18 protein-coding genes, 2 tRNA genes and 2 pseudogenes are annotated in these 22968 nt (G+C 62.2%); 9 read left to right on the forward strand and 13 right to left on the reverse strand.

Going from position 1 to position 22968, the window contains the following annotated elements; genetic code table 11:
- Nucleotides 1-106: 106 nt before the first annotated feature.
- Both istB and EC86_RS0108875 read right to left on the reverse strand, forming a co-directional pair.
- Nucleotides 107-958 carry an IS21-like element helper ATPase IstB gene (gene istB, locus EC86_RS0108870; RefSeq protein WP_029525304.1) on the reverse strand — a complete coding sequence of 284 codons (852 nt, stop codon included), beginning with the start codon at nt 956-958 and terminating at the stop codon, nt 107-109.
- A pseudogene (locus EC86_RS0108875) lies at nt 910-1506 on the reverse strand (Mu transposase domain-containing protein); the annotation flags it as partial. The gene istB and the pseudogene EC86_RS0108875, both read right to left, overlap by 49 nt.
- 50 nt (nt 1507-1556) lie before the next feature.
- On the opposite strand from EC86_RS0108875, the gene EC86_RS0108880 reads away from it, so the two are divergent.
- The 4 genes from EC86_RS0108880 to EC86_RS0108890 all read left to right on the forward strand — a co-directional run bounded on the left by EC86_RS0108880 (nt 1557) and on the right by EC86_RS0108890 (nt 4847).
- The gene (locus tag EC86_RS0108880; RefSeq protein WP_198026841.1) at nt 1557-1832 is read left to right on the forward strand and encodes a DUF5372 family protein; all 276 of its coding nucleotides are present in this window, start codon (nt 1557-1559) and stop codon (nt 1830-1832) included.
- A gap of 182 nt (nt 1833-2014) precedes the next feature.
- Entirely contained in the window at nt 2015-2467 is a 453-nt protein-coding gene (locus tag EC86_RS0108885; protein ID WP_029525307.1) for a helix-turn-helix domain-containing protein, read from the forward strand.
- Between the two features lie 14 nt (nt 2468-2481).
- Nucleotides 2482-2787, forward strand: a complete 306-nt coding sequence (locus EC86_RS27675) for a hypothetical protein (protein ID WP_198026769.1) — start codon at nt 2482-2484, stop codon at nt 2785-2787.
- Nucleotides 2766-4847 carry a recombinase family protein gene (locus EC86_RS0108890; RefSeq protein WP_029525308.1) on the forward strand — a complete coding sequence of 694 codons (2082 nt, stop codon included), beginning with the start codon at nt 2766-2768 and terminating at the stop codon, nt 4845-4847. The genes EC86_RS27675 and EC86_RS0108890 overlap by 22 nt, the downstream gene beginning before the upstream one ends.
- Nucleotides 4848-4971: 124 nt before the next feature.
- Here EC86_RS0108890 and EC86_RS0108895 read toward each other — a convergent pair whose 3' ends face one another.
- On the reverse strand, nt 4972-6339 hold the full coding sequence (locus tag EC86_RS0108895; RefSeq protein WP_198026770.1) for an IS701 family transposase: 1368 nt from the start codon (nt 6337-6339) through the stop codon (nt 4972-4974).
- A 535-nt stretch (nt 6340-6874) separates the two neighbouring features.
- On the opposite strand from EC86_RS0108895, the pseudogene EC86_RS27000 reads away from it, so the two are divergent.
- Nucleotides 6875-7785 (forward strand): annotated as a pseudogene (locus EC86_RS27000) (ISAzo13 family transposase).
- Nucleotides 7786-8227: 442 nt separating this feature from the next.
- On the opposite strand, the gene EC86_RS0108910 reads toward EC86_RS27000, so the two are convergent.
- The 5 genes from EC86_RS0108910 to EC86_RS0108930 all read right to left on the reverse strand — a co-directional run bounded on the left by EC86_RS0108910 (nt 8228) and on the right by EC86_RS0108930 (nt 12079).
- A tRNA-His gene (locus EC86_RS0108910) sits at nt 8228-8303 on the reverse strand.
- Between the two features lie 36 nt (nt 8304-8339).
- Entirely contained in the window at nt 8340-10274 is a 1935-nt protein-coding gene (locus EC86_RS0108915) for a SurA N-terminal domain-containing protein (protein ID WP_029525310.1), read from the reverse strand.
- Nucleotides 10275-10354: 80 nt separating this feature from the next.
- A tRNA-Val gene (locus EC86_RS0108920) sits at nt 10355-10430 on the reverse strand.
- Nucleotides 10431-10448: 18 nt separating this feature from the next.
- The gene (locus EC86_RS0108925) at nt 10449-10721 is read right to left on the reverse strand and encodes an HU family DNA-binding protein (protein WP_011801034.1); all 273 of its coding nucleotides are present in this window, start codon (nt 10719-10721) and stop codon (nt 10449-10451) included.
- A 251-nt stretch (nt 10722-10972) separates the two neighbouring features.
- A complete protein-coding gene (locus EC86_RS0108930) occupies nt 10973-12079 on the reverse strand; it encodes a tartrate dehydrogenase (RefSeq protein WP_029525311.1) in 1107 nt (368 codons plus the stop codon).
- A 254-nt stretch (nt 12080-12333) separates the two neighbouring features.
- Between EC86_RS0108930 and EC86_RS0108935 the strand changes: the two genes are divergently transcribed.
- Entirely contained in the window at nt 12334-13296 is a 963-nt protein-coding gene (locus EC86_RS0108935) for a LysR family transcriptional regulator (RefSeq protein ID WP_036772013.1), read from the forward strand.
- Here EC86_RS0108935 and EC86_RS0108940 read toward each other — a convergent pair.
- From EC86_RS0108940 to uvrC, 3 genes are all read right to left on the reverse strand, one after another.
- Nucleotides 13256-14146: a DMT family transporter gene (locus EC86_RS0108940; RefSeq protein ID WP_051676138.1), complete on the reverse strand. Its 891-nt coding sequence runs from the start codon at nt 14144-14146 to the stop codon at nt 13256-13258. The genes EC86_RS0108935 and EC86_RS0108940 overlap by 41 nt on opposite strands.
- A 63-nt stretch (nt 14147-14209) precedes the next feature.
- Entirely contained in the window at nt 14210-14776 is a 567-nt protein-coding gene (gene pgsA / locus EC86_RS0108945) for a CDP-diacylglycerol--glycerol-3-phosphate 3-phosphatidyltransferase (protein ID WP_029525314.1), read from the reverse strand.
- 85 nt (nt 14777-14861) lie between these two features.
- Nucleotides 14862-16811, reverse strand: a complete 1950-nt coding sequence (uvrC, locus tag EC86_RS0108950) for an excinuclease ABC subunit UvrC (protein WP_156955272.1) — start codon at nt 16809-16811, stop codon at nt 14862-14864.
- Nucleotides 16812-16844: 33 nt separating this feature from the next.
- Between uvrC and earP the strand changes: the two genes are divergently transcribed.
- The 3 genes from earP to EC86_RS0108965 all read left to right on the forward strand — a co-directional run bounded on the left by earP (nt 16845) and on the right by EC86_RS0108965 (nt 19697).
- Nucleotides 16845-17972, forward strand: a complete 1128-nt coding sequence (gene earP, locus EC86_RS0108955; protein ID WP_029525316.1) for an elongation factor P maturation arginine rhamnosyltransferase EarP — start codon at nt 16845-16847, stop codon at nt 17970-17972.
- 130 nt (nt 17973-18102) lie between these two features.
- Nucleotides 18103-18657 (forward strand): elongation factor P, encoded by a 555-nt coding sequence (gene efp / locus EC86_RS0108960; RefSeq protein ID WP_029525317.1) that lies wholly within the window; start codon nt 18103-18105, stop codon nt 18655-18657.
- A gap of 176 nt (nt 18658-18833) precedes the next feature.
- Entirely contained in the window at nt 18834-19697 is an 864-nt protein-coding gene (locus tag EC86_RS0108965) for an LOG family protein (protein WP_029525318.1), read from the forward strand.
- 30 nt (nt 19698-19727) lie between these two features.
- On the opposite strand, the gene EC86_RS0108970 is transcribed toward EC86_RS0108965, so the two are convergent.
- Together EC86_RS0108970 and cls are read right to left on the reverse strand one after the other, a co-directional pair.
- The gene (locus tag EC86_RS0108970) at nt 19728-21089 is read right to left on the reverse strand and encodes a DNA recombination protein RmuC (RefSeq protein ID WP_029525319.1); all 1362 of its coding nucleotides are present in this window, start codon (nt 21087-21089) and stop codon (nt 19728-19730) included.
- Nucleotides 21090-21384: 295 nt separating this feature from the next.
- The gene (cls, locus tag EC86_RS0108975; RefSeq protein ID WP_156955273.1) at nt 21385-22869 is read right to left on the reverse strand and encodes a cardiolipin synthase; all 1485 of its coding nucleotides are present in this window, start codon (nt 22867-22869) and stop codon (nt 21385-21387) included.
- Between the last annotated feature and the right edge of the window lie 99 nt (nt 22870-22968).

The following is a 22968-nucleotide window of genomic DNA, read 5'->3' on the forward strand; positions in this document are numbered from 1 at the left end:
TCCAATAGCGATGCGCAGGTTCATCGGCGCGGCAAGGTGTCAATACCGGTTGAAATTTCCCCATTTGGCCGGAGTAAATTTCCCCACCCCTGTGGTGGATGGGCGGTCAGCCCGGCATGGACGGCGAGGACTCTTTTTGGGGTTGGGCAGGCCGGCGTTTGGATGGCGGCGCTGGTTCTGGCAAGGGCGGTCGATTGCGCAGGTGCTCGGGAATCAAGGCGGCGTGCTCCCGCAGGCGGTACGAATTGCCTTCAATGGGCACCACCACCGCGTGGTGCAGCAGGCGGTCGAGCAAGGCGCTGGCGACCACAGCGTCCCCAAAAATATCAGCCCACTCGCCAAAGCCGCGGTTGCCCGTCATGATCATGGCGCAGCGTTCGTAGCAGGCGTTGACGAGCTGGAAGAACAGATTGCCCCCGCTCGAGCCCACCGGCAGATAGCCGATTTCGTCGACGATGAGCACGCTGTAGCGGCTCAGGAACTTGACCCGCTCGCGCAGGCGCCCCCCGCGCTCGGCCTTGCGCATCGAATCCACCAGTTCGGCGAGCGTTGCAAAGTACACGCTCTTGCCCGCCTTGACGGCCTCGACCCCCAGGGCAATGGCCAGGTGGCTTTTTCCGGTACCGGGCGGCCCCAGGAAATGCACGCACTGGCGCCGCTCGACAAAGCCGAGTTCGGCCAGCGCCAGTATCCGGTTGCGGTCCAGGCTGGGCTGGAAACCGAAGTCATACCCGGAGAGCGTCTTGACGGTGGTCAGCCGGGCCGTCTGCAAGGCCATCTTGATGCGCCGGCTCTCGCGCGTGGAGTATTCCTCGCCCAACAGCGATTCAATGGCTTGGAGCGCGCTGAACTCGCCCTGCTCGGTACGCGAGAGCGTCGCCTGCAGCGCCTCCAGGGCCCGGGGCATCTTCAGGCCGACCAGATGGCGACGGATTTGCTCGGTGGTGTCAGCGCCCATCGCTGTGCTCCCAGGTGACGGGCCACGAGCTCGTACACGCCCAGGGGCCGCGTGGCCACCGACAGGCCCGGCGTCACGCCAGGCTTGTTCTTCCCGCCCTGGTGGCGTGCAGCGCGCTGCAGCTGGCGATGCCCGGGCAGCACGGAGCGGCGCTTGCGCCCTTGCAGCAAGGCGTGCGTGGCAATGAGCTCGCCCTCCTCATGAATACGCACCTGACAGGGCGTGGTCTGCACCTCCAGCACGCGGCTGCGGGTGCCGTCGGGCACGCTGTAATAGTTGCCGCCCACGCTAACGCAGCCGTCGTTGCTCACCCGCCGCTCCATGCGCAGCACGGCATCGAAGCGCCCGCCGGGCAACGGCTGCAAGGCGGGCCGCTCCTGGGCGAAGTGCTCGGCTACCACCCGGTCGGTCGTGCCGTGCACGCGCGCATTGGCGACCGCGTCGAGCCACTGGCGCAGCTGCGCGTTCATGTCCGTCAGATCGGCAAACGCGCGCGCCATGAAGAAGTCGGCCAGGATGTAGCGATACGGGCGCTCGACTTTGCCTTTCTCATAGGTCCAGAACTGCCGGCTGTCCGGCCACTGGAGCGTGCATAGAGATCGAAGTCACGCATCCCTTTCATCCCTGGCGTGGCCAGCGCTTTGTGCTGGCCACGCGCAAGCGAAACTGGGGCGAGGATCGGGTGATGTACTTCGACGCCCAAGGCCGGCTGCGTTCGCTGCCTGCGGCGTGGACCGACATCGACCCGCCGGACGTTTGCACGCAGGCAGCCGCTGGTCGTGCGGCGTTTCGTTCGGACGATCTCCTCAGGCTTGCAGCGCTGATCGACGAGATCAGGACCCAGCACTTGAGGAGGCCTCGCCGTGTCAAGTAAATTTTGCCGCATCTGTAAAGGCATTAATGCCGCATGGCATGGCGTTGCCGAAATAACCACCGATTCAGGTGTCTTGGTTTCTTTCTGGGCAATAGCATCCACAGGAGTAGGAGGTCATGGCTGCCTTGACGCCACGCAGCCAGCGGCATATTATTATTTACACCACAAGTCGCCTTTAGACGATGACCAAGACCACCCCCAAGCTCGATCGACTGCGCCAGGCCGGCGTCCTCAACGCACAGCCTGGGCGAGTGCAGGCCGCTTGGTTCCAGCCGGGGAGCTTCTTCGACGCCAACGATCTGGTGCAGGTCAAATACGAGATGCTGCGCCACGCGCGCCAGGACGGCGTCACCAAGGCCGAGGCGGCGAGTCTTTTTGGCCTGTCGCGCCCGACTTTCTATCAGGCCGAAGCCGCGTTCGAGCAGGGCGGCGTGGCCGGCTTGCTGCCGCAGCCGCGCGGCCCGAAGTCGGCGCACAAGCTCACTGCCGAGGTGATGGGCGTGATCGAGTCGCACCATCGCCCGGGCGCCCCGATGCAGGCGCGCGAGATGGCCCGGGTGGTGTTCAGCCAGCTGGGCCTGAAGGTGCACCCGCGCAGCATCGAGCGGGCCATGACACGCAAAAAAAAACGCTGACATCGGCGGCTGTCGTGTGCTGCGCAAAGGGTCTGCCCGCGCAAGCCGCGTCGGCATACGAGCGCATTCGCGCCGACGTGATGGCCGGCCAGGCGCGCCCCGACGCCGTGGGCGCCATCGTCTTTCACGGCATGTGGCGAGGGCTTGGGGTACTGCTCGAGACGGCAGCCTCGCCATTGCCACTGCCTTCACCGACCGTGTCGCCGCCATCAGCGGCGACCCCCACCGGCACGCCCGATCGCCAGCTCGTGCGTTTGCTGGCCGACATGGTGCTGGCCTTACAGACAGGAGGTGATCCATGCCCAGTGAGTCCGCCTTGAAGATCGATGCCGACCATCTACGCCGCGACGCGTTCCTGTACGTGCGCCAATCCTCGTTGCGCCAGGTGTTCGAGAACACCGAGAGCACCCAGCGCCAGTACGCGCTGCGCGAGCGCGCGGTCGCGCTGGGCTGGCCCATCGAGCGCGTGCATGTCATCGACAGCGACCTGGGCCAGTCCGGCGCGCAGGCGCAGGGCCGTGACGGCTTCCAGCACCTGGTCACCGAGGTGGCGCTGGGCCACGCCGGCATCGTGCTGGGTCTGGAGGTCTCGCGCCTGGCGCGCAACAACGCCGATTGGCACCGTCTGCTCGAGCTGGCCGCGCTGTCGCATACGCTGATCCTCGACGAGGACGGGGTCTACGACCCGGCCCACTTCAACGACCGCTTGCTGCTGGGCCTCAAGGGCACCATGAGTGAGGCTGAATTGCATATCCTCAGGTCCCGCCTGCAAGGCGGCATTCTCAACAAAGCTCGCCGCGGGGAGCTGGAGATACCCTTGCCGATCGGCCTGACGTACGACGGCCTCGGCCGGGTCGTGCTCGACCCGGACCGCCAGGTCCAGGACACGGTGCGGCTGCTCTTCGATGTGTTCGACGCGGTCGGCTCGGCCTGCGCCGTGGTGCGGCGTCTGCGCGCTCAGCAGGTGCTGTTTCCCCGGCGCATCCGCCGAGGAATCGGCAAGGGCGATCTGCTGTGGGGGTCGATTGACGTCTCGCGGGTGCTGCAGATCCTGCACAACCCGCGTTACGCCGGCGCGTTCGTCTACGGGCGCTCGCGCACCGGATGCAACGCACAGCTCCATCCGGTGCAGCGCGTCGTCGGGCAAAAGGACTGGAAGGTGTTGATCCGTGACGCCCATCCGGGCTACATCGACTGGCCGCAGTTCGAGCGCAATGCGCTGCGGCTGCGTCAGAACCTGGGTTTTGCACCCGGGGAGCGCGGTCGCATGCCGCGCGAAGGTCAGGCCTTGCTGCAGGGTCGCGTGCTGTGCGGCAAGTGCGGTGCGCGCATGCGCGTGCACTACGAGGCGCTTGGCGCCGGGCTTCGTGCCTACTACCGCTGCAGCGAAGAGGTGGTGCGCCGTGCCGGCAAGCCATGCCAGGCCGTCCACGGACCGGCGGTCGATGCCGCGGTGAGTGCCTTGCTGCTGCAGACCGTGGCGCCCGCAGCGATCGAGGTGGCGCTGGCCGTGCAGGACGAAATTGCCCAGCGCATCGGGCAGGCCGCCGAGCGGCGCCAGGCGCAGCTCGAGCGCGCACGCTACGAAGCCGAGCTGGCCCGGCGCCGCTACGCCAAGGTCGATCCGGACAACCGCCTGGTAGCCGATGCGCTGGAGGCCGACTGGAACCATCGCCTACGCGAACTCGATGCCTTGCAACAACTTCAAGATCGCCAACGCCAGAGCGATGAAACCCAACTGGACGACGCGGCGCGCCAGCGGATCGCCGAGCTGACAAGCGACTTTCCCCGCGTCTGGAACGATGCCCGGACCAGCGCCCAGGAACGCAAGCGCATGCTCGCGCTCCTGGTCGAGGACGTGACGCTTGTGGCCGGCCCCAGCATTGCCGTTCATGTACGCTGGCGCGGCGGGCATACCCAGAGCCTGAGCGTGGACAAGCCACGCCCCATCGCGCAGATCCGCAAAACGCCCTGCGAAGTCGTCAAGCTCATCGATGAATGGCTCGATGCCTCAACGGACAGGCAGGTCGCCGCCAGGCTCAACGAACAGGGCCACCGCAACTGGAAGGGGCAGTCGTTCACGTCGAGAACGGTCATGTCCGTTCGCCGTGCCTACCGATTGCGCAGTCGTTTCGAACGGCTGCGAGCGCACGGCATGCTCACGGGCCAGGAGATGGCCGAGCAGCTCGGTGTGTCGTCGACCACCATCCATCAGCTCGGCCGCAAAGGGGTGCTGGCGCGCCACCTGTACGGCAACCACCACCGTTGCTTGTACGAGCCACCAAACGGTGGTCAACTGGTGCGCGGCGTCGGTGGCCGGTACACCAGCCACTGCGCTTCGTTTATTCCCGCTCAACCGTCAACACAAGGTGCAGTATGAAGTCCACGCCTTCGTCTGCGCCCGGTAGGGCTGGCATGCCCGAGGTACAAAACCATAGTGGGCCGCGCAGGCCAGCAGTTTGGCGTTGTAGACAATGGGTTTATTTGCGTCTAGCGGTAGTTTGTTAAATCCGAAGGTAGAGGTTAATCCCGTGGCCGGCGTTCAGGGCGCCGAGCAACGCGGCGAGTTCGGCCGGCGGGGGCGCGCTGGCAAAGGCGCGCCAGCAGCGCGCCAGCCAGTACGCCGGGGTCAGCCAGGCGCGAACCGCGCGCAGCAGGCGCGGCCAGCACGGCAGCGCCTTGACGGGGCCGGTTTTTTTTCCCGCCCCGGGCGGCGCTTTGGGGATACCAGGCAGTGGCGAGTCGTCTGCGCGCGCTTGCAACGCGTGATGCCGCCAGCAAAAGGCAAATGCGCAGCACACCAGCGTCCAGTGCCGGCGGATCGCCCGGTCGCTGCGAACCATGAAGTCGGCCCAGCCGAGCTCGTCCTTCATCTGTTTGTAGCCCTGCTCGATCCAGTTGCGCAAGCCGTAGATGCGCACAATCTCGGCCACAGGCGCGGGCAGGTTGGTCGTCAAATACCAGGTCGACAGCTCCGGCAACGCGCGCCGGTCGGTCGTGGCGCAGAGCGCCCGCACCGGCTTGAGCGGGCCATAGCCGAACAGTGTGAGCTCGGCGGCCCACCAGCGCTCGGTGTGGCCATCCCGGAAGCGGCGAATCACTGGCTGCCAGGCGCGCAGCGGCAGCGAGCGCGCCGCATCCCTGAACGAATGGTCCGCCTCGGCTGGCGCCCAGCCGCGCCCGGGCGCGCCGCGGCGCGCCAGTACATGGGGCAGACCGCGCGTGAGCAGCGCGGTTTCGAGCCCATTGTTGTCGCCATAAAAACAGTCTGCCACGATGGCGCAAAACGCGATGCCGGCGGCCTGCGCGCGCTCGACCAGCTCCAGCGCGATTTGCGGCTTGGTGCGAAACGCCGGATCCCGCTTTCCCTCTGGCTGCCGCTTCTCGGGCGTGTAGGGCATCACATGCAGCGGGTAGTAATGCGCCTCGTCGGCCCACAGCGTGGTCACCGCGACGATTCCGTTGTCGACCTTGCCCACCGAGCCCAGGTACTGGCGCGCCACGTGGTCGGTGGCACTGCCGTCCTTGCGATCCCCCGTGTCGTCAATTGCCAGTACGCCTGTGGCCGAAGGTGCCGTCGCCGGCTCGGCCACCAGCAGCGCCAGGCGCCTGGCATTGATCGCTTCGGCGTCCCAGGCAGCCTCAGACAGGAAAAACTGCAGCCGCTGCACCTGCGCTGCCTGGGCCTGGACGAGAGGCTCGGCGCCGACCAGCGCGGTCAGTGTCTTGGACCGGTCTCGCGGCAGCAGCAAGCCCGACAGGTAGGTGCGAAAGCCATGGCGCTGGGCCGGCGTCTTGAGCAAGGGATCGAACTGCACCGCGTAAGCCTCCAATGGTCCTGGTGCAGGAGGACATGAAAGACGAGCAGACATGATCTGGACCCTCCTGTCACTTGGACAGAACAGGGGATGAAATGGTTCAACAAACTACCGCTAGGCACTCAGCAGCAAACAAAATAGCATTACAGGCGTATACGGTTTTGAGCAGTATTAATAATGACTCCTGTTGCAGAAGGAGTCGATCATGTCTTCTTTCACTGTACATGCATGCAAATGTCAAAAGTGCCTGTCGGACTTGCCGCATCCGGACCAAAGCTATCACCATCAAATCAACGTTTTCATAAGCCGCCTGAACGAGCCGCAGAGGCGGTGGTTTGCCGCACTCGAAGCGGGCCGGATGGGTCACGGCGGACGACGTCTGGTTTCGCAGATCACCGGCTTGAGCTTGATGACCATCCGGCGCGGCGAGAAGGAGTTGCAAGCCGATCTGGCACCATGCTCGCGCACGCAGCTGCGTGCTCCCGGCGGAGGGCGACCTACGCTTCAGACGCGCGATCCAGTGCTCGAGCCTGCGCTGGAGGAGCTTTTGGCAAGCGAGACAGCAGGCGACCCGATGGGTCAGCGGGCGATGGCAAAACGCAGCTCGCTGCAGCACCTCAGTAGCAAACTGGCTGAAGCCGGACACCCCGCCAGCCGGCCCACGATTGCCAAGCTTCTTCGGCAAAAGGGCTACTCGCCCAAACGCAATGCACGGCGCGCCAACGCACGCAGTTCACCACCAGAGCGCAATATGCAGTTCGAGCATATTGCTGAAAAACGCAACGACTTTCAAGCAGCGGGCGATCCCATCATCAGTGTAGACACTAAAAAAAAGAGCTGATCGGCAACTTCAAAAACAACGGGTGCACCTGGTGCAAAAACGCCGAGCCGGTACTGATCCACGATTGGCCGCAGGACGCTACTGGACAAGCTGTCCCATACGGCATTTACGACGTGACGGCCAACGCTGGCTTTGTCTGCGTGGGCGACTGTTTCGACACGCCGCGCTTTGCAGTCGACGCCATCGTCGATTGGTGGGCCATGATAGGAAGACGATGCTATGGGCAAGCACGCAGACTCTTGATCCTGGCCGATGCAGGCGGCTCCAACACCTGTCGCTCGCGCGTGTGGAAAGCCCAGTTGCAAGAGCAATTGTGCGACGCATGCGGCCTGGAGGTGACGGTATGCCACTACCCCACTGGTTGCTCCCAGTGGAATCCGATCGAACATCGCCTCTTTAGTTACATCAGCATGAATTGGGCAGGCGTGCCACTGCGCACGTTTGAGACGATGCTCAATTACATCGCTGGCACGGTGACAAAGGCTGGATTGAAGGTGCGTGCCCTGCTCAAACGGGGCGGCAACGAAATCGGTGAGCGCATTTCAGATGAACAAATGCGCGCTCTTGATCTTGAAGCCGATGCCGTATGCCCGAAGTGGAACTACACGCTGCGCCCGCGTCACGGCAGCATAAAAAACTGCAATGTTATTTATTGCTGAGTGCTAAGTGTGTGAAGTCGCGCAATACGGCCCGGACGTGCGGGCGCTGGCGATGCATCTGACGCAGGGCCAGTTCCTGCCCTTTGCGAGCGCGGACGAACTCATCAAAGACCTGTAGGGGCTGTGCATTTCGCCAGCCACGCTGGTGCAGTGGGTGCATGAGGCGGCGCAGGCGCTGGCGCCCACGCGGCAGGCTATCGTGTAAAGCGTGCATGCGGCAGCGGTGGTGCATGTCGATGACTCGGGCCTGCGCGTGGCGTCTCGCCTACAGTGGCTTCATACGGCCGCCACGGCTACCCACATCTGGTACGGGGTACATCCCAAGCGGGGCATGCAAGCCTTGAATAGGCCTACTCGGGCAAGTTGCCTAGAGATTGCCTAAAAGCGCCATAAAAGAAAAAACCCAACTATCAAATTGATAGCAGGGTTTCTTTATAAACACTGGGGTGGCTGATGGGGCTCGAACCCACGACAACAGGAATCACAATCCTGGACTCTACCAACTGAGCTACAGCCACCGGAGAATCTAATTATAGCGGCAAAGAGAGCGTGATTTACCTGCCTGGGGCAGCTTGCGCATTTTGCTGGTTAACTACAGGCTTTGCAACGAGTATTTCTGCCTTGAAGCGATCCTTCAGACCGTTGTAGTAAGCCAGCGTTTCGGCAGATGTCCACTGTTGGCCGTACTGGTTGCGCTCTTGCTTGACTGCGTCGTCAGCCGGCGGATCACGTGACACGACCTTGTTGACCATGACGACTGCATAGCCCTGAGCCTCCAGGTCAATGCCTGCAAAAGAGGGCAAAGCGCTTGCATCGGCACGCAGCGCAGCATCGACAAGCGCCGCCGGCAACTGCTGGCTCTGTTCACGCGACACAAGTATCGGCGCGGCCAGGGACGCGGTAGCAGGTGCTGCCTTCCAGGCCGCAAGCTTGGCCGTTCCGTCCTTGCGGGCTTCTTCGGCACCGTGCTGCACCAGCCAGCGCTGGCGCACGCTGACTTTAACCTCGGCCAAAGGCAAGGTTCGCGCCGGGGTGTATTGAACGATTCGCCCTGACACCAACTGGTTGGAACCTACTTCAACGGCTTCGGTATTACGTTTTTTCTCGATTGAATCAGGCGAGAACAGCGCATTGAGAAACTTGGCATTGGCCAACGGACCGGCTACGCCTGCAACTGGCTGACGCAATACATTGCCAGCGGTTTTAATTTCCAGTTTCAATCGATCCGCCACCGGCTTCAAACTGTCTGACTGCTCGTACACGCCATTTGAAAAAGCTTCAGCAGTTTCAGAGAATTTCTTTTGTGCTTGCTGCTTCTTCAGGTCCACTTCAAGCGTGGACTTCATTTCTTCAAAACTGCGTTGTTTGGGCACCTTGATGTCGGTCAGCTTGATGATGTGGTATCCAAAATCAGACGCGACCACATCGCTGATGTCACCTTTGTGCATCGAAAAAACAGCGTCTTCGAATGGCTTGACCATGGCACCCTTGCCAAAAAAGTCAAGATCGCCACCGCTGGGCGCGGAACCCGGATCCTGGGAGTTTTTTCGGGCCAAGTCAGCAAAGCTATCTGGGGCTTTTCGAACGCTTGCAAGCAGTGCCTCGGCTTTGGCCTTCGCCTCCTCGCGCTGTGCGGCCGGTGCGCTGACTGGAGCAGTAATCAGGATGTGGCTGGCGCGACGCTCTTCCGCGCCAGTCAACTGCCTGGCATTCTGCTCGTAATACGTCCTGAGGTCCGCTTCATTGATCGCAATACCCTTTGTCACCGTGTCGAGGTCGAGCAGAACGTACTCGATGCTGGCTTGCTCAGGCGCCTGGAAAAGTTTTTCATTGGCCTTGTAGAACTGCTCGATATCGGACTCCGAGGGGCTCAGCTTTGCGGCGTAATCAGCAGCATTGAAACGCGCAAGCTGGATCTCCCGCTTTTCAAAAAAAGCGTTCAATGCGAGGTCAGCCGCCACACTGGAACCCAGGCCGCTGCCAGTCACACCCGCCAGCACCTGACGCCGGGACAGGTCAGACCGCACATTGGCTTCAAACATTTCGGGGCTCAAACCCTGAGCGCCGAGCAACTGGCGATAGCGCTCCATGTCAAGCGAACCATCGGCGCGGCGCAAGCCAGCAATCTCGGGGCTGCTCTGCAATTCGCGCGCAAGATGCTGGTCGCTGGTGGAAAGCTTGAGCTTTTCAGCAGCCACGGCAATGACGCGGTCACGAACCATGCGCTCTAGCGTGGCATAGCGCGCTTCGGGGGTATCGAGCAGTTTTGCATCTAGCGTCGGCATGGAAGAGCGCAGACGGTCAACTTCGCCGAGATGCGCACGATCCCACTCAGGCTGGGTGATCTCGACTCCATCCACCTTGGCCACCACACGGCCCTTTTCGGCGGAAGGGTTGCTGTTCATGCCAACCAATATGAAGGACGGCACGATCAGCAAAAACAGCAACGCCATTGTCCACTTGGTGTGCTTGCGAATGAAATCAAACATCTTCGAATTTCCTGTATGACGGCCCGGGCAGGCATAACAACGGAAAAAGGCGAACCCCGGTTCGCCTTTTTTTTAGTGGGTGGTGGGTGCTGACGGACTCGAACCGCCGACCTACGCCGTGTAAAGGCGCTGCTCTACCAACTGAGCTAAGCACCCCACTTTAAAAATATTACATCAGTTCAACGCATCCTTGAGCGCTTTGCCTGGACGGAATTTAGGAACCTTTGCTGCCTTGATTTTAATCGCATCACCCGTCCGGGGGTTGCGCCCCGTCCGGGCGGCACGTTTGCCAACAGCAAAAGTGCCAAAGCCCACCAAAGACACTGAGCCTCCTTTTTTCAGCGTGGCCTTCACCGCGCTGATGGTGGACTCCAGGGCACGCGTTGCCGCAGCCTTGGAAATGTCTGCATTCTGGGCAATGTGCTCAATCAGTTCAGTCTTGTTCACAAAAAGCACCTCGTTATTTGATCAGTTGTTCTGGTTGGCTTGATATCCGTTTCCGCAGCACACGGCAGTTCGGTTTCGGCAGTAGCAGCAGGACAGCTTGGTTTCTGAATCCATTAAAGCCATGGACTTCCCCAGCTGTCAACATGGCGCAAGTATTTAAGCTCTTGAGCGGAATTCTAGCTTTGTTTTGGCAAATTCTGATTTTGTTGCCGAGCATGAACTTTAATTTTCATGCTTGACAACGCGAGATTTCACCCTTTGGCCAGCACTTGCGCGATGGCTTTTCCAACGTCCGCCGTACCCGCATGCCCCCCCAGATCGGGCGTGCGTGGCGCACCGCCCTGGTCGCTGAGAACCTGTTCGATGGCTGCAAGAACGCCGTCATGGGCGTCCTTGTGTCCCAAAAATTCCAGCATCATGGCACCGCACCAGATCTGTCCGATGGGATTGGCAATGCCGCGCCCGGCAATGTCCGGCGCCGAGCCATGAACAGGCTCGAACAGCGAAGGAAACTTGCGCTCCGGATTGAGGTTGGCGCTCGGTGCAATGCCGATGGTGCCTGTGCAGGCAGGACCCAGGTCGCTCAGGATGTCGCCAAACAGGTTGCTCGCCACCACCACGTCGAAAAATTCCGGCCGCTGGACAAAATGGGCGGTCAGGATGTCGATGTGAAACTTGTCGAGCTGTATGGCCGGATAGTTTTTCGCCATCTCGGCAACACGCTCGTCCCAATAAGGCATGGAGATGGAAATACCGTTGGATTTGGTCGCGCTGGTCAGATGCTTTTTGGGCCGTGTCTGCGCCAGTTCAAACGCGAATTTCAGCACCCGATCGACGCCGATACGCGTAAACACCGACTCCTGCAGCACAAACTCCCGCTCGGTGCCGGGAAACGCCTTGCCGCCGATGCTGGAGTATTCGCCCTCGGTGTTTTCACGCACGATGTAGAAATCAATCTCGCCGGGTTGGCGCGGGCTGCCGTCGCGCCGAACGACCGGCGCGATGATGCCAGGCATGAGGCGCGCGGGCCGCAGATTGATGTACTGGTCGAATTCGCGGCGGAACAGCAGCAGCGAGCCCCAGAGCGAGACATGGTCGGCGATCTTGTCGGGCCATCCCACCGCGCCAAAATAGATCGCATCATGCCCGCCAATCTGGTCTTTCCAGTCGTCGGGCAGCATCTTGCCGTGCTTTTCAAAATAATCCCAGCTGGAAAAATCGAAGTGGTCGAACTGCAGGTCAATGCCGTACTTGACCGCTGCGGCCTCCATCACACGGATGCCTTCAGGCATCACTTCCTTACCGATGCCATCGCCCGCGATGACCGCGATTCTTTTTTTGCCGGTTGTTTGACTCATGATGTTTTCCTTTGGTTCAGTTTTTGAAAATTTCGAACGCCTGCGCCAGTCCCCATGCCGGAGCCTCTTTCGCAAAAGAGTGTTCCTTCGGTACGGTTTTTTCGGAAGCACCGCTGGCGCGTTCCTGCCACAGACATGGATCAGCCTTGAATTTTTAGCGGTCCGCGCATGCAACAGCCTGGCGAAATTTTGTCGCAATAAAGCAGATGCTTCAAGCAATAATTAAGCAATTGATTATTTCCATAAAGGCAGGAATGGAACGCAGCGATCTGGAACTGGTGGTGGCAATACGCGATCATGGCAGCTTGTCGGCAGCCGCGCGCAGCCTGGATCTGGCAGCGCCGGTGGTCACCAAACGGCTCGCGGCACTTGAAGTACGGCTGGGCCAGCGGCTATTTCAGCGGACCACCCGGCGTGTCAGCCCCACGGCCGAGGGCGAAGCCGTTTACGAACGGGCATTGGCGTTGCTGCAAGGCTTCGGCGCGCTGGAGGCCGAGCTTCAGGAACGCAAGGCCGAGCCGACCGGGCTGATACGGCTGGCAGCGACTTTCGGCTTTGGGCGCCTGTGGCTGGGGCCGGCGCTGGCCCTGTTCCAGGAACGCTACCCGCGCATCGACGTCCAGTTGCAGCTTACCGAGCAACTGCCGGACCTTGCTGGCGAAGGATTTGACGGCGCCATCTGGTTATGGTCAGTACAGGGCCGACAGGCGGCGCACTGGGTTTCACGCCGGCTGGCGCGCAACCTGCGCGTACTGGTGGCCGCGCCCGGCTATCTCGGGCGGCATGGCTTGCCGGCCACGCTGGATGCCTTGCGGGACCATGCCTGCCTGATCGTGCACGAAAACGGCCATACCCAGAGCCAGGGCTTCGATACCTGGATGCTGCACAAAGGCAACAGCAAGACACCCGAAGCAGTCAGGGTGCGGGGTCCGCTGTCAAGCAACTCGGGGGAACTGGTGCGCGACTGGTGCCTGGACGGGCGCGGCATCATGCTGCGCAGCCTGTGGGATATCGCGCCCTGCCTGGCCTCTGGCCAGCTGGTACGGGTGCTGGAAGACTATGCGATGCCGGACGCCGATATTCACTGGCTGGCACCTTACCGCCCGGATTCGCCCCGGCGCATCCGGCTGCTGATCGACTTTCTGGTTGCGCAATTTCAAGATGAGCCCTGGAAAACTACGCGGCCTGCGGCTTCGCGGGCCGCACCACCAAGCTGACGCCCAAGGCCGTGAGCGCCGTGCCGGCTACGGTCGCCAGCGTGATGGATTCGCCAAACAGCACCCAGGCCATCACGGCCGTGGTGGGCGGCACCAGGTAAAGCAGGCTGGTGACCGCAGTGGCCGCGCCGCGCTGGATCAGCAGGTACAGCAGCGAACTGCCGCCCAGCGTCAGCGCCAGCACCGACCAGGCCATGGCGCCGATGAATTCAGTGTTCCAGACGATCGCCTCGGTTTCCATGAAGGAAAACGGCAGCGTGACCAGCAGCGCGGCGGCCAGCTGGATCGCATTGGCGGTGCGCACGTCGGTCGGCTGGACAAAGTGTTTCTGGTACAGGGTTCCCACGGTGATGCAGATCAAGGCAAATACCGTAGCGCCCAGCGTTAGCACGGTCACTTCGCTGCCAGTGCCGAACTTGCGGGCCACCACCAGCAGCAAGCCGCCCAGCCCCAGGACCAGACCGGCCCATTGGCGGGCTGTGACCTGGACCTGCGGCGCAACACCGGGGGCTGATGCGCCGGGCGAGCCGGCCCATGACAGCCACAAGGCGGTGATGACCGGCTGCAGCCCGACAACCAATGCCGCCAGTCCAGACCCCATGCCGGCCTTGACCGCCACCCACACGCCGCCCAGGTAACCGGCATGCATCAGCACCCCGGTGACCGCGAGATGCAACCACTGCTGGCGCCCGCGCGGCCAGCGCGCGCGGCTGAACCGGATCCACAACAGGAAACAGGCAATGGAAAACGAATAGCGCAGCACCAGGAAGGTCAGCGGCGGCGCATACGGCAGTCCAAACTTGGCGACGATGAAGCCGGTGCTCCAGATCAGCACGAACACGGCGGGCATGGCGCGGATCAGTGCGCTCGAAGATGACGAAGAACTCAAGAGCAGCCCGCTTGGAAAAAAAGATTATTTGGCCCGCGCACGAATTTCAGGAATCGCTTTTTGCAGGTAATAGACCATCGACCAGACCGTCAGGATGGCCGACAGCCAGATCAGCCAGGTGCCCCACACCGGCGTGTTGATGATGCCGAACAGGCGGCCGTCGTAGAGCAGAAAGGGAATGGCGATCATCTGCACCGTGGTCTTGACCTTACCCAGCATGTGAACCGCCACGCTGCGCGACGCGCCGATCTGGGCCATCCACTCGCGCAACGCCGAAATGGCGATTTCGCGGCCGATGATGATGAGCGCCACGAACACATCGGCGCGCTGCAGATGCACCAGCACCAGCAGCGAGGCGCAGACCAGGAATTTGTCGGCCACCGGGTCCAGGAAAGCACCGAAGGATGATGTCTGGTTGAGTTTTCGGGCCAGAAAACCATCAAGCCAGTCGGTGGCGGCAAACACGACGAACATCACCGTGGCGATCAGATTGCGTTCCGCAGCAGGAATGTCGAGGTAGAAAACCCCCACGATTAGCGGAATTGCCACAATCCGCGTCCAGGTCATGATGGTGGGGATGGTCAGGAACATGGCACCGATTTTGGCACGCGCGGCAGACCCGCTGCGTAAGCGCTGCGGCCGACCTGTGCGCCGCAGGCTGCGCCGTGGCGCGCCGTCAATGCAGCGCCCGGTAGATTTCCTCGGCCAGTTCGGTCGAAATGCCATCGACCATGGCGATGTCCTCGACGCTGGCCGAGGCAATGCCGCGCACGCCGCCAAAGCGCTGCAGCAGGCTGGCGCGCTTTTTCGGACCAATGCCGGCGATGTCTTCCAGACGGCTGCCGCCGACGCGCACCTTGGCCCGCTTGGCACGCATGCCGGTGATGGCGAAGCGGTGCGCCTCGTCGCGGATCTGGGCGATCAGCATCAGCGCAGCCGAATCGCGGCCCAGGTAGACCTTCTCACGGCCGTCGGCAAACACCAGTTCTTCCAGCCCGACCTTGCGGCCCTCGCCTTTCTCGACGCCGGCGATCAGCCCCAGGTCCAGCCCCAGTTCGACGAACACCTCGCGCGCCATCGACACCTGGCCCTTGCCGCCATCGACCAGCACCAGATCTGGCAACGTGGCCTCGCCATTGCGCGCCGCCTCGGCCAGCTTGGTGTAGCGGCGGGTCAGCACCTGGCGCATGGCCGCGTAGTCGTCGCCCGGGGTGATGCCTTCGATGTTGTAGCGGCGGTATTCGCTGTTCTGCATCTTGTGCTCCTTGAACACCACGCACGACGCCTGGGTCGATTCGCCCGCCGTGTGCGAAATGTCGAAACACTCGATGCGCAGCGCGTCCAGATTGTCCATCGGCAGTTCCAGCGCCTCGGCCAGCGCCCGGGTGCGCGCCTGCTGCGAACCCTGTTCGGCCAGCAGCCGCGCCAGTTGCAGGCCGGCATTCTTTTGCGCCATCTCCAGCCAGACGCGGCGCTGCTCGCGCGGCTGGTGGATGGCGGCAACGCGGCTGCCGGTCTGCTCCGCGAGCGCGGCCATCAGGTCCTTGTCCACCGGCTCGCTGACCACCAGCGTGGGCGGCACCGGCACGTCGATATAGTGCTGGGCGATGAAGGCCTCAAGCACCAGCGCCTCCAGCGACTTTTCCTTCACCGGAGCCCCTGGCGAATCGGGCTCGGCGTCGAGCGCGGCCACGTCGGTGGCATGCTCGACATGCGTCGGAAAATACGGCCGGTCGCCCAGGTGGCGGCCGCCGCGCACCATCGCCAGGTTGACGCAGGCCTTGCCGCCCTGCACTTTCACCGCCAGGATGTCCACGTCCTTGTCGCCGCCAATTTCCATCGACTGCTGGTGCAGGATTTTCGACAGCGCTGACATCTGGTTGCGCAATTCGGCGGCCTGCTCGAACTCCAGCCGGTCGGAATGCGCGAGCATTTTCTTTTCCAGTTCGCCCAGGATCTCTTGCGTTTGGCCCTGCAGGAAGCGCTCGGCGTTCGCCGTGTCCAGCGCGTACTGCCCGGGCGACACATGGCCCACGCACGGCGCCGAACAGCGCTTGATCTGGTACAGAAGGCAGGGCCGCGTGCGGTTGTTGAACACCGTGTCCTCGCAGGTGCGCAACCTGAACACCTTTTGCAACAGCAAGATGGTGTCCTTCACCGCCCAGGCGCTGGGATACGGGCCGAAATAACGGTGCTTTTTCTCCACCGCGCCCCGGTAGTAGGCAATGCGCGGATAGGCGATGGCCATTGATGCGCCGCCTTCGGGCCTGGGCTGGGCGGCGGTCAGCTTGAGGTAGGGATAGCTCTTGTCGTCCCGGAACAGGATGTTGTATTTCGGGTTGAGCGTCTTGATCAGGTTGTTTTCCAGTAGCAGCGCCTCGGCTTCTGAGCGCACCACCGTGGTTTCCATGCGCACGATCTTGGTGATCATGTGGCCAATGCGCGTGCCACCGTGGTTTTTCTGGAAATAGCTGGTGACGCGCTTTTTCAGGTTGCGCGCCTTGCCGACGTAAAGCACGCCGCCCTGCTCGTCGAAGTAGCGGTAAACGCCGGGCAGCGGCGGCAGCGCAGCCACTTCGCTGAGCAGTTGGGGATCGAATTCGTGGGTCGGGGTCATGGCATTCATGGAATATATGGCCGTATTGTGGACAATCGTTTCATGAATCACCGCCTGCAATGGGACATTTTTTGCAAAGTCATCGACAACTTCGGGGACATTGGCGTGTGCTGGCGCCTGGCGGCCGACCTGGCGACGCGCGGCCACCGCGTGCGCCTGTGGGTCGATGACGCTGGCGCGCTGCAGTGGATGGCCCCCGGGGGTTGCCAGAATGTCCAGGTGATTCCCTGGACTCAGCCGTTCGACCTGCGCGCAGCGGACCTTGCCGCGCAGCCCTGCGATGTGCTGATCGAAGCGTTCGGATGTGATGCAGCTCCTGAATTCATAGCTGCTTGCGCAAGCCGGCAAAGCGCAAACGGCCTGAAACCCGTATGGATCAACCTCGAATACCTGTCCGCCGAGGCGTATGTCGAGCGATGCCATGCCCTGCCCTCGCCGGTGCGCGGCGGTCCGGCGGACGGATGGACCAAGTGGTTTTTCTACCCGGGCTTCACCGCAGCCACCGGCGGCCTGTTGCGCGAGCCGGGTCTGGCCGACCGGCAGGCCCGCTTTGACCGCCAGGCCTGGCTGGCCGCCCAAGGCATTGCGTTCAGCGGGGGAAAACTGGTTTCGCTGTTCTGCTATGAACCTGGCGCGTTGCCGGTCCTGTTGCAGCAGTTTGCACAGCACGGGTTTGGCGGCAAGCCGGTGCGCCTGCTCGTGGCGGCGGGACGGGCCGCCAGTGCGGTGCAATCGGTATTTAATGATGAAAAATGCCTCTTGCGCAATATCCACGGGCACAGTCAGCTATCAATTTCATACCTTCCATGGCTAACGCAGGCGGAATTCGACCACCTGCTCTGGGCCTGCGACCTGAATTTTGTGCGCGGCGAGGACTCGGTGGTGCGCGCCCTCTGGGCCGGCAAGCCGTTTGTCTGGCACATCTACCCGCAGGACGATGCGGCGCACCTGGACAAACTGGATGCCTTTCTCTACATGCTCGAAGCGCCGCCTTCGCTGCGACGCTTTCACCATGCCTGGAACAGCCAAAAGTCAAGCCATGAAACGCCGCATCTCCCGCTGCCAGACCTCCCCGCCTGGCAAACATGCATCCTGGCGGCCCGCTCCCGGCTGGTGCGCCAGAACGACCTGTGCACCAGCTTGACTAGCTTTGCGGCAAAAAACCGTTAAAATCGCAGGCTTTGCGAATTAGCCCGAGAAGGCAAAACGCACGAACAGCCAAATAATTGGTCATATAAACCCGCCGCGGAACCTGCACACAATTGCACGGGCCCTGCGGTCCACCATAGTCAAAACTGCCATGAAAATCGCTCAAGAAATCCGCGTCGGTAACGTCATCATGCACGGCAAGGACCCGATGGTCGTGCTCAAAACCGAATACAGCCGTGGCGGTCGCAACTCCGCCACCGTGCGCATGAAGCTCAAAAGCCTGATTGCCAGCTTCAACACCGAGCAGGTCTTCAAGGCCGACGACAAGCTTGACCAGGTTTTCCTGGACAAGAAGGAATGCACTTATTCCTACTTTGCCGACCCGATGTACATCTGCATGGACGCCGACTACAACCAGTACGAAGTCGAAGCCGAAAACATGGGTGACTCGCTGAACTACCTGCAAGACGGCATGGAACTCGAAGTCGTGTTCTATGACGGCAAGGCCATTTCGGTCGAAGTGCCGACCAGCGTGCAGCGCGAAATCACCTGGACCGAGCCCGCCGTCAAGGGCGACACGTCCGGCAAGGTGCTCAAGCCGGCCAAGCTGGCCACCGGGTTCGAGATCGGCGTGCCTATTTTCGTGGCCCAGGGCGACGTGGTTGAAATCGACACCCGCACCGGCGAATACCGCAAGCGCGTCTGATACAGCGCCCTGCCGCGCAGTCAAAAGGCTCCTTCGGGAGCCTTTTTTATTTCCCTGACAGGAAGCGCAACAAACCGTCTTTATGATGTTCCCGTTACCCACCGCTTATTTTTTACTTTGATTACCGCGCGGCCCGGTGGTGAAACACAGGGACCACGCATCACCGATACAGGCTCATGGAACAAACACAAGACTTATCAGAAGACCGCCTGGCCAACGCCTGGGCTGAACTGCATGCACTGTCCAGCGACAGCGCGCCGCTGCGGCCCGATGCCAACCGGCTCGCCTTTGCCGACCCGGAATTTTTGCTGCGGCGCGAAACGCGTGGCCTGCGCATCCAGCTTGAAATGCTCAAGCCTGAGATCGACCAGCAGGCCCAGGGCATTGAAAACACCATTGTGGTGTTCGGCAGCGCCCGTTTTCCGGCCCCCGAGCAGGCTGAAGCGGCGCTCGCCCTGGCCGAGCAAGGCGATGACGAAGCCGCGCTGGCGCTCGCCCGGCGCCATATGCGCAACGCCCAGTACTACGACCAGGCGCGCCTGTTCGCGCGCATCGTGGCGGGCTACAGCAATCCGCGCCCGTCGGCCGAGCAGCTGTTCATCTGCACCGGCGGCGGCCCGGGCATCATGGAAGCGGCCAACCGGGGCGCGCAGGAAATGGGCGCATTGACCGTGGGCCTGAACATCGTGCTGCCGCACGAGCAGGGCTCCAACCCCTACATCTCGCCGTCGCTGAACTTCAAGTTCCACTACTTCGCCCTGCGCAAGATGCATTTCATGATGCGCGCCAAGGCGCTGGTGGCGTTTCCCGGAGGCTTTGGCACGCTCGACGAGCTGTTCGAGGTCATCACGCTGGTGCAGACCAAAAAAGCCAAGCCGGTGCCCATCATTCTTTTCGGCACCGAATACTGGAAACGGCTGTTCAACTTCGACGTGATGATCGAGGAAGGCGCGATTTCACCGCAAGACCTCGACCTCATCCAGTATGTCGATGAGCCGCAGGCCGCCTGGGACGCGATCAAGAACTTTTACGAACTCTGACTCTGGCAGGCGGCCTGCCGGACCGCCGCGTCAGTCCAGTTCCCTGTCCAGCGGAATCAGCCGGACTGCGTCCGCCTCGGGCAGGGCCTCTACATTGCGCAAGGCCTTGCCCATCACGCGGCTGCGCTGTTCGGCGCTGCTGAGCGTATTGAGCACGGTTTCGGTCTGCGACTTGACCTTGGCCAGCACGTCGCCGAACTTTCCGAATTCGGTCTTGACCGCGCCCAGCACCTGCCAGACCTCGCTGGAGCGCTTTTCCAGCGCCAGCGTCCTGAACCCCATCTGCAGGGAGTTGAGCATGGCCAATAGCGTGGTCGGGCCGGCCAGCGTGATGCGGTGGTCGCGCTGCAGGCATTCAATCAGGCCGGGGCGGCGCAGCACCTCGGCATACAGCCCCTCGGTCGGTAAAAACAAAATGGCAAAGTCGGTGGTGTACGGCGGTTCAATATATTTTTCGCTGATAGATTTGGCTTCCAGGCGGATGCGCAGCTCCAGCGCCTTGCCGGCAACCTCGGCGCCCGGCCCGTCGGCGCGCTGCTGCGCATCGAGCAGGCGTTCGTAGTCTTCGTTGGGAAACTTGGCATCGATGGGCAGCCACAGCGGCTCGCCCGAATCGGACCGGCCAGGCAGCTTGATGGCGAAATCGACCGGGTTCTTGCCGCCGCGCCGCGTGACGACCTGGGCGGCATACTGGTCCACGGTAAACACCTGCTCCAGCAGGCCTGCCAGCTGGGCTTCGCCAAAGATGCCGCGCGTTTTCACGTTGGTCAGCAGATGCTTGAGGTCGCCCACGCCCTGCGCCAGCGTCTGCATTTCGCCCAGGCCCTTGTGTACCTGTTCGAGCCGGTCGGCGACCTGCTTGAAGCTCTGGCCCAGCCGGGTTTCCAGCGTGTTGTGCAGCTTTTCATCGACCGTGCGGCGCATCTCGTCGAGCTTGGCGGCATTGCCTTGCTGCAGTTGTGCGAGCTGCTTTTCGAGCGTTTCGCGAACTTCTCCGAGGCGGCGCGCATTCGATTCACTGAGCGACTGCAATTGCGTACTCAGCGTGTCCGACAGTGTTTTTTGCAGCAAGGTGAGCTGCTGCGAAAACGCATCGATCTGGGTGTTTTGCGTGCGGGTGGCTTCGGCGCTTTGCTGCACCAGTGTCTGCTGAAAGGTGGCCAGACTCGCTGCCATTTCCTGCCGACTGCTGCGCGCGTTGTCGTTGATCTCGCGCCGCAGTTCGCGCTCCAGCCGCTCATTGGCAGCCCCCAGGGTCGTCAGCGTCTCGTCCTTGTGCTGCTGCGCCGCCTGAGCCGCACCGCAATCCTGTCGGCCAAAGTTCAGCCACCACAACGCCAAGCCATTCAAGACCGCCAGCGCCAAGATCAACCAAAGCAAAATTTCATTCAAAGCGATTTCTCCTCATGGGGCGCTATTGTTGTTCAAGCTCACCGTGCTGGCCGGGGAATCGGCACGCCCACCACGGCAACCGGCAGGTGCGCATCCACAAGGAAGAAGGCAACATAGAGCGGATTGCAAATTAGTGAAAGGCATAGCCGCAATAGATGCTACATTTTTAATAGCTGCTTAAACATACACAGTATGCGTAAAGCAGCTTTTTTCTTGTAATTTGCTTGAATCATCCAGCGGTAAAAATCAAAAGCACTCCAAAGCCAGTGGCATCGCGGCTTTGTTGGTCTTCACCTCAAAGATACGGCGACAGCAAGCCGGCCAGGCGGTCGCGCAGCTGATTTGCCAGGGGCTGACGCTCCAGCGCTGCCGTGTCCAGCGCCCGGGCCTGCCCGATGCGTTGTTCGACCAGGGCATCGAGTTGCCGAACCAGTTGGGCGTCATGACACTCCAGGTTGTATTCAAAATTGAGCCGCAGGCTGCGCGCGTCCCAGTTGGTCGAGCCAATCAGCGACCAGGCATCATCGACCAGAAACAGCTTGGAATGGTCGAACGGCAGCGGCGACAGGTGAACGCGGCAGCCAGCCGCCAGCAAGCGGCTCAGTTGCGGCCGCATGGCCCAGTCCAGCAGCGGCAGGTTGCTGCGCGCGGGCAGCATGAGGTCAACCCCCACGCCGCGCAGTGCGGTGATTTGCAGCGTGGTCAGCAGCGCCTCGTCGGGCAGGAAATACGGCGTCACGATGCGCACACGGCGGCGCGCGCAGGTCAGCGCCCCGAGCATGACCTGGCGCATGTGGCCGATGTCGCCATCGGGCCCGTCGGACACGCCGCGCGCCAGCACCGGCCCGCAGTCGCCGTTCGGGGCAAACCAAGTGCTGCCCAGCAGCGCCTCGCCGGTGCTGAAGGCCCAGTCAATGGCAAAAGCGCGCTGCATGTCGGCCACCACCGGGCCCTGCACGGAAAAATGCAGGCAGCGAATCGGCGCAGCCGGCTGCTTTGCCAGCCAGTGCCCGGCCCGAATATTCATGCCGCCGGTAAAGCCGTGCGCGCCGTCAACCACCATGATCTTGCGGTGGTTGCGCAAATTGGCGTACGCCAGCAGACCGGGAAGGCGCGGGGGTAAAAAGGCCGCTGCGGTGACGCCCCGGGCGCGCAGGTGCGCCACCATGCTGATGCGGCTGTAGCGCCCGCCCACGGCATCGACCAGCACACGCACCGGCACGCCGCGCTGCCGCGCACGCACCAGTGCGTCGGCAAAGGCGCTGCCGGCGTCATCGAGGTCAAAGATATAGGTGGCCAGCGTGACCGAACGCCGCGCGCCGTCGATGGCCGCCAGCATCGCCGGGTAGGCTGCGTCGCCATCGACCAGCGGCGTCACGGCGTTGCCGCCCAGCAGGGCATTGCCGGTGGTCTGCCGGACCAGCCGGTTGATGCCGGCCAACTCCTGAGCGCACGGCGCATCGGGTCCGGCGGCGCTGCCGATGGCCGCCAGGCTGCTGCCATTGCGACGGTGCTCGCGCTGCCAGGCCGCCTTCAGATCAAGCGCCACGCCAGCGCGCTTGATTCGGTTGATGCCCAGCATCAGGTAGAGCAACGCGCCCACGAAAGGCGCCAGCCAGGCCAGTCCGATCCAGGCCACCGTGGCCGACACATTGCGCCGGGTCAGCAGCGCGTGCAGCGTCACCGAAACCGCGAGCGCCAGATGCAGCAAGGTGGCCAGCACCGGCAACAGGCTCTGTGCTTCCCGCAAGACGCTTTGCAACCACATCGGAAGGATCATGAACCATGGTAGCGGGAATCCAGCGACACGGGCTGAAACGCTCAAACGAGTCTGGATACCCGCCTTCGCGCATAAGCGCTAACTTAATATACGAGTCAT

The organism is Polaromonas glacialis, assembly GCF_000709345.1.
In the GTDB taxonomy this organism is placed as follows: domain Bacteria; phylum Pseudomonadota; class Gammaproteobacteria; order Burkholderiales; family Burkholderiaceae_C; genus Polaromonas; species Polaromonas glacialis.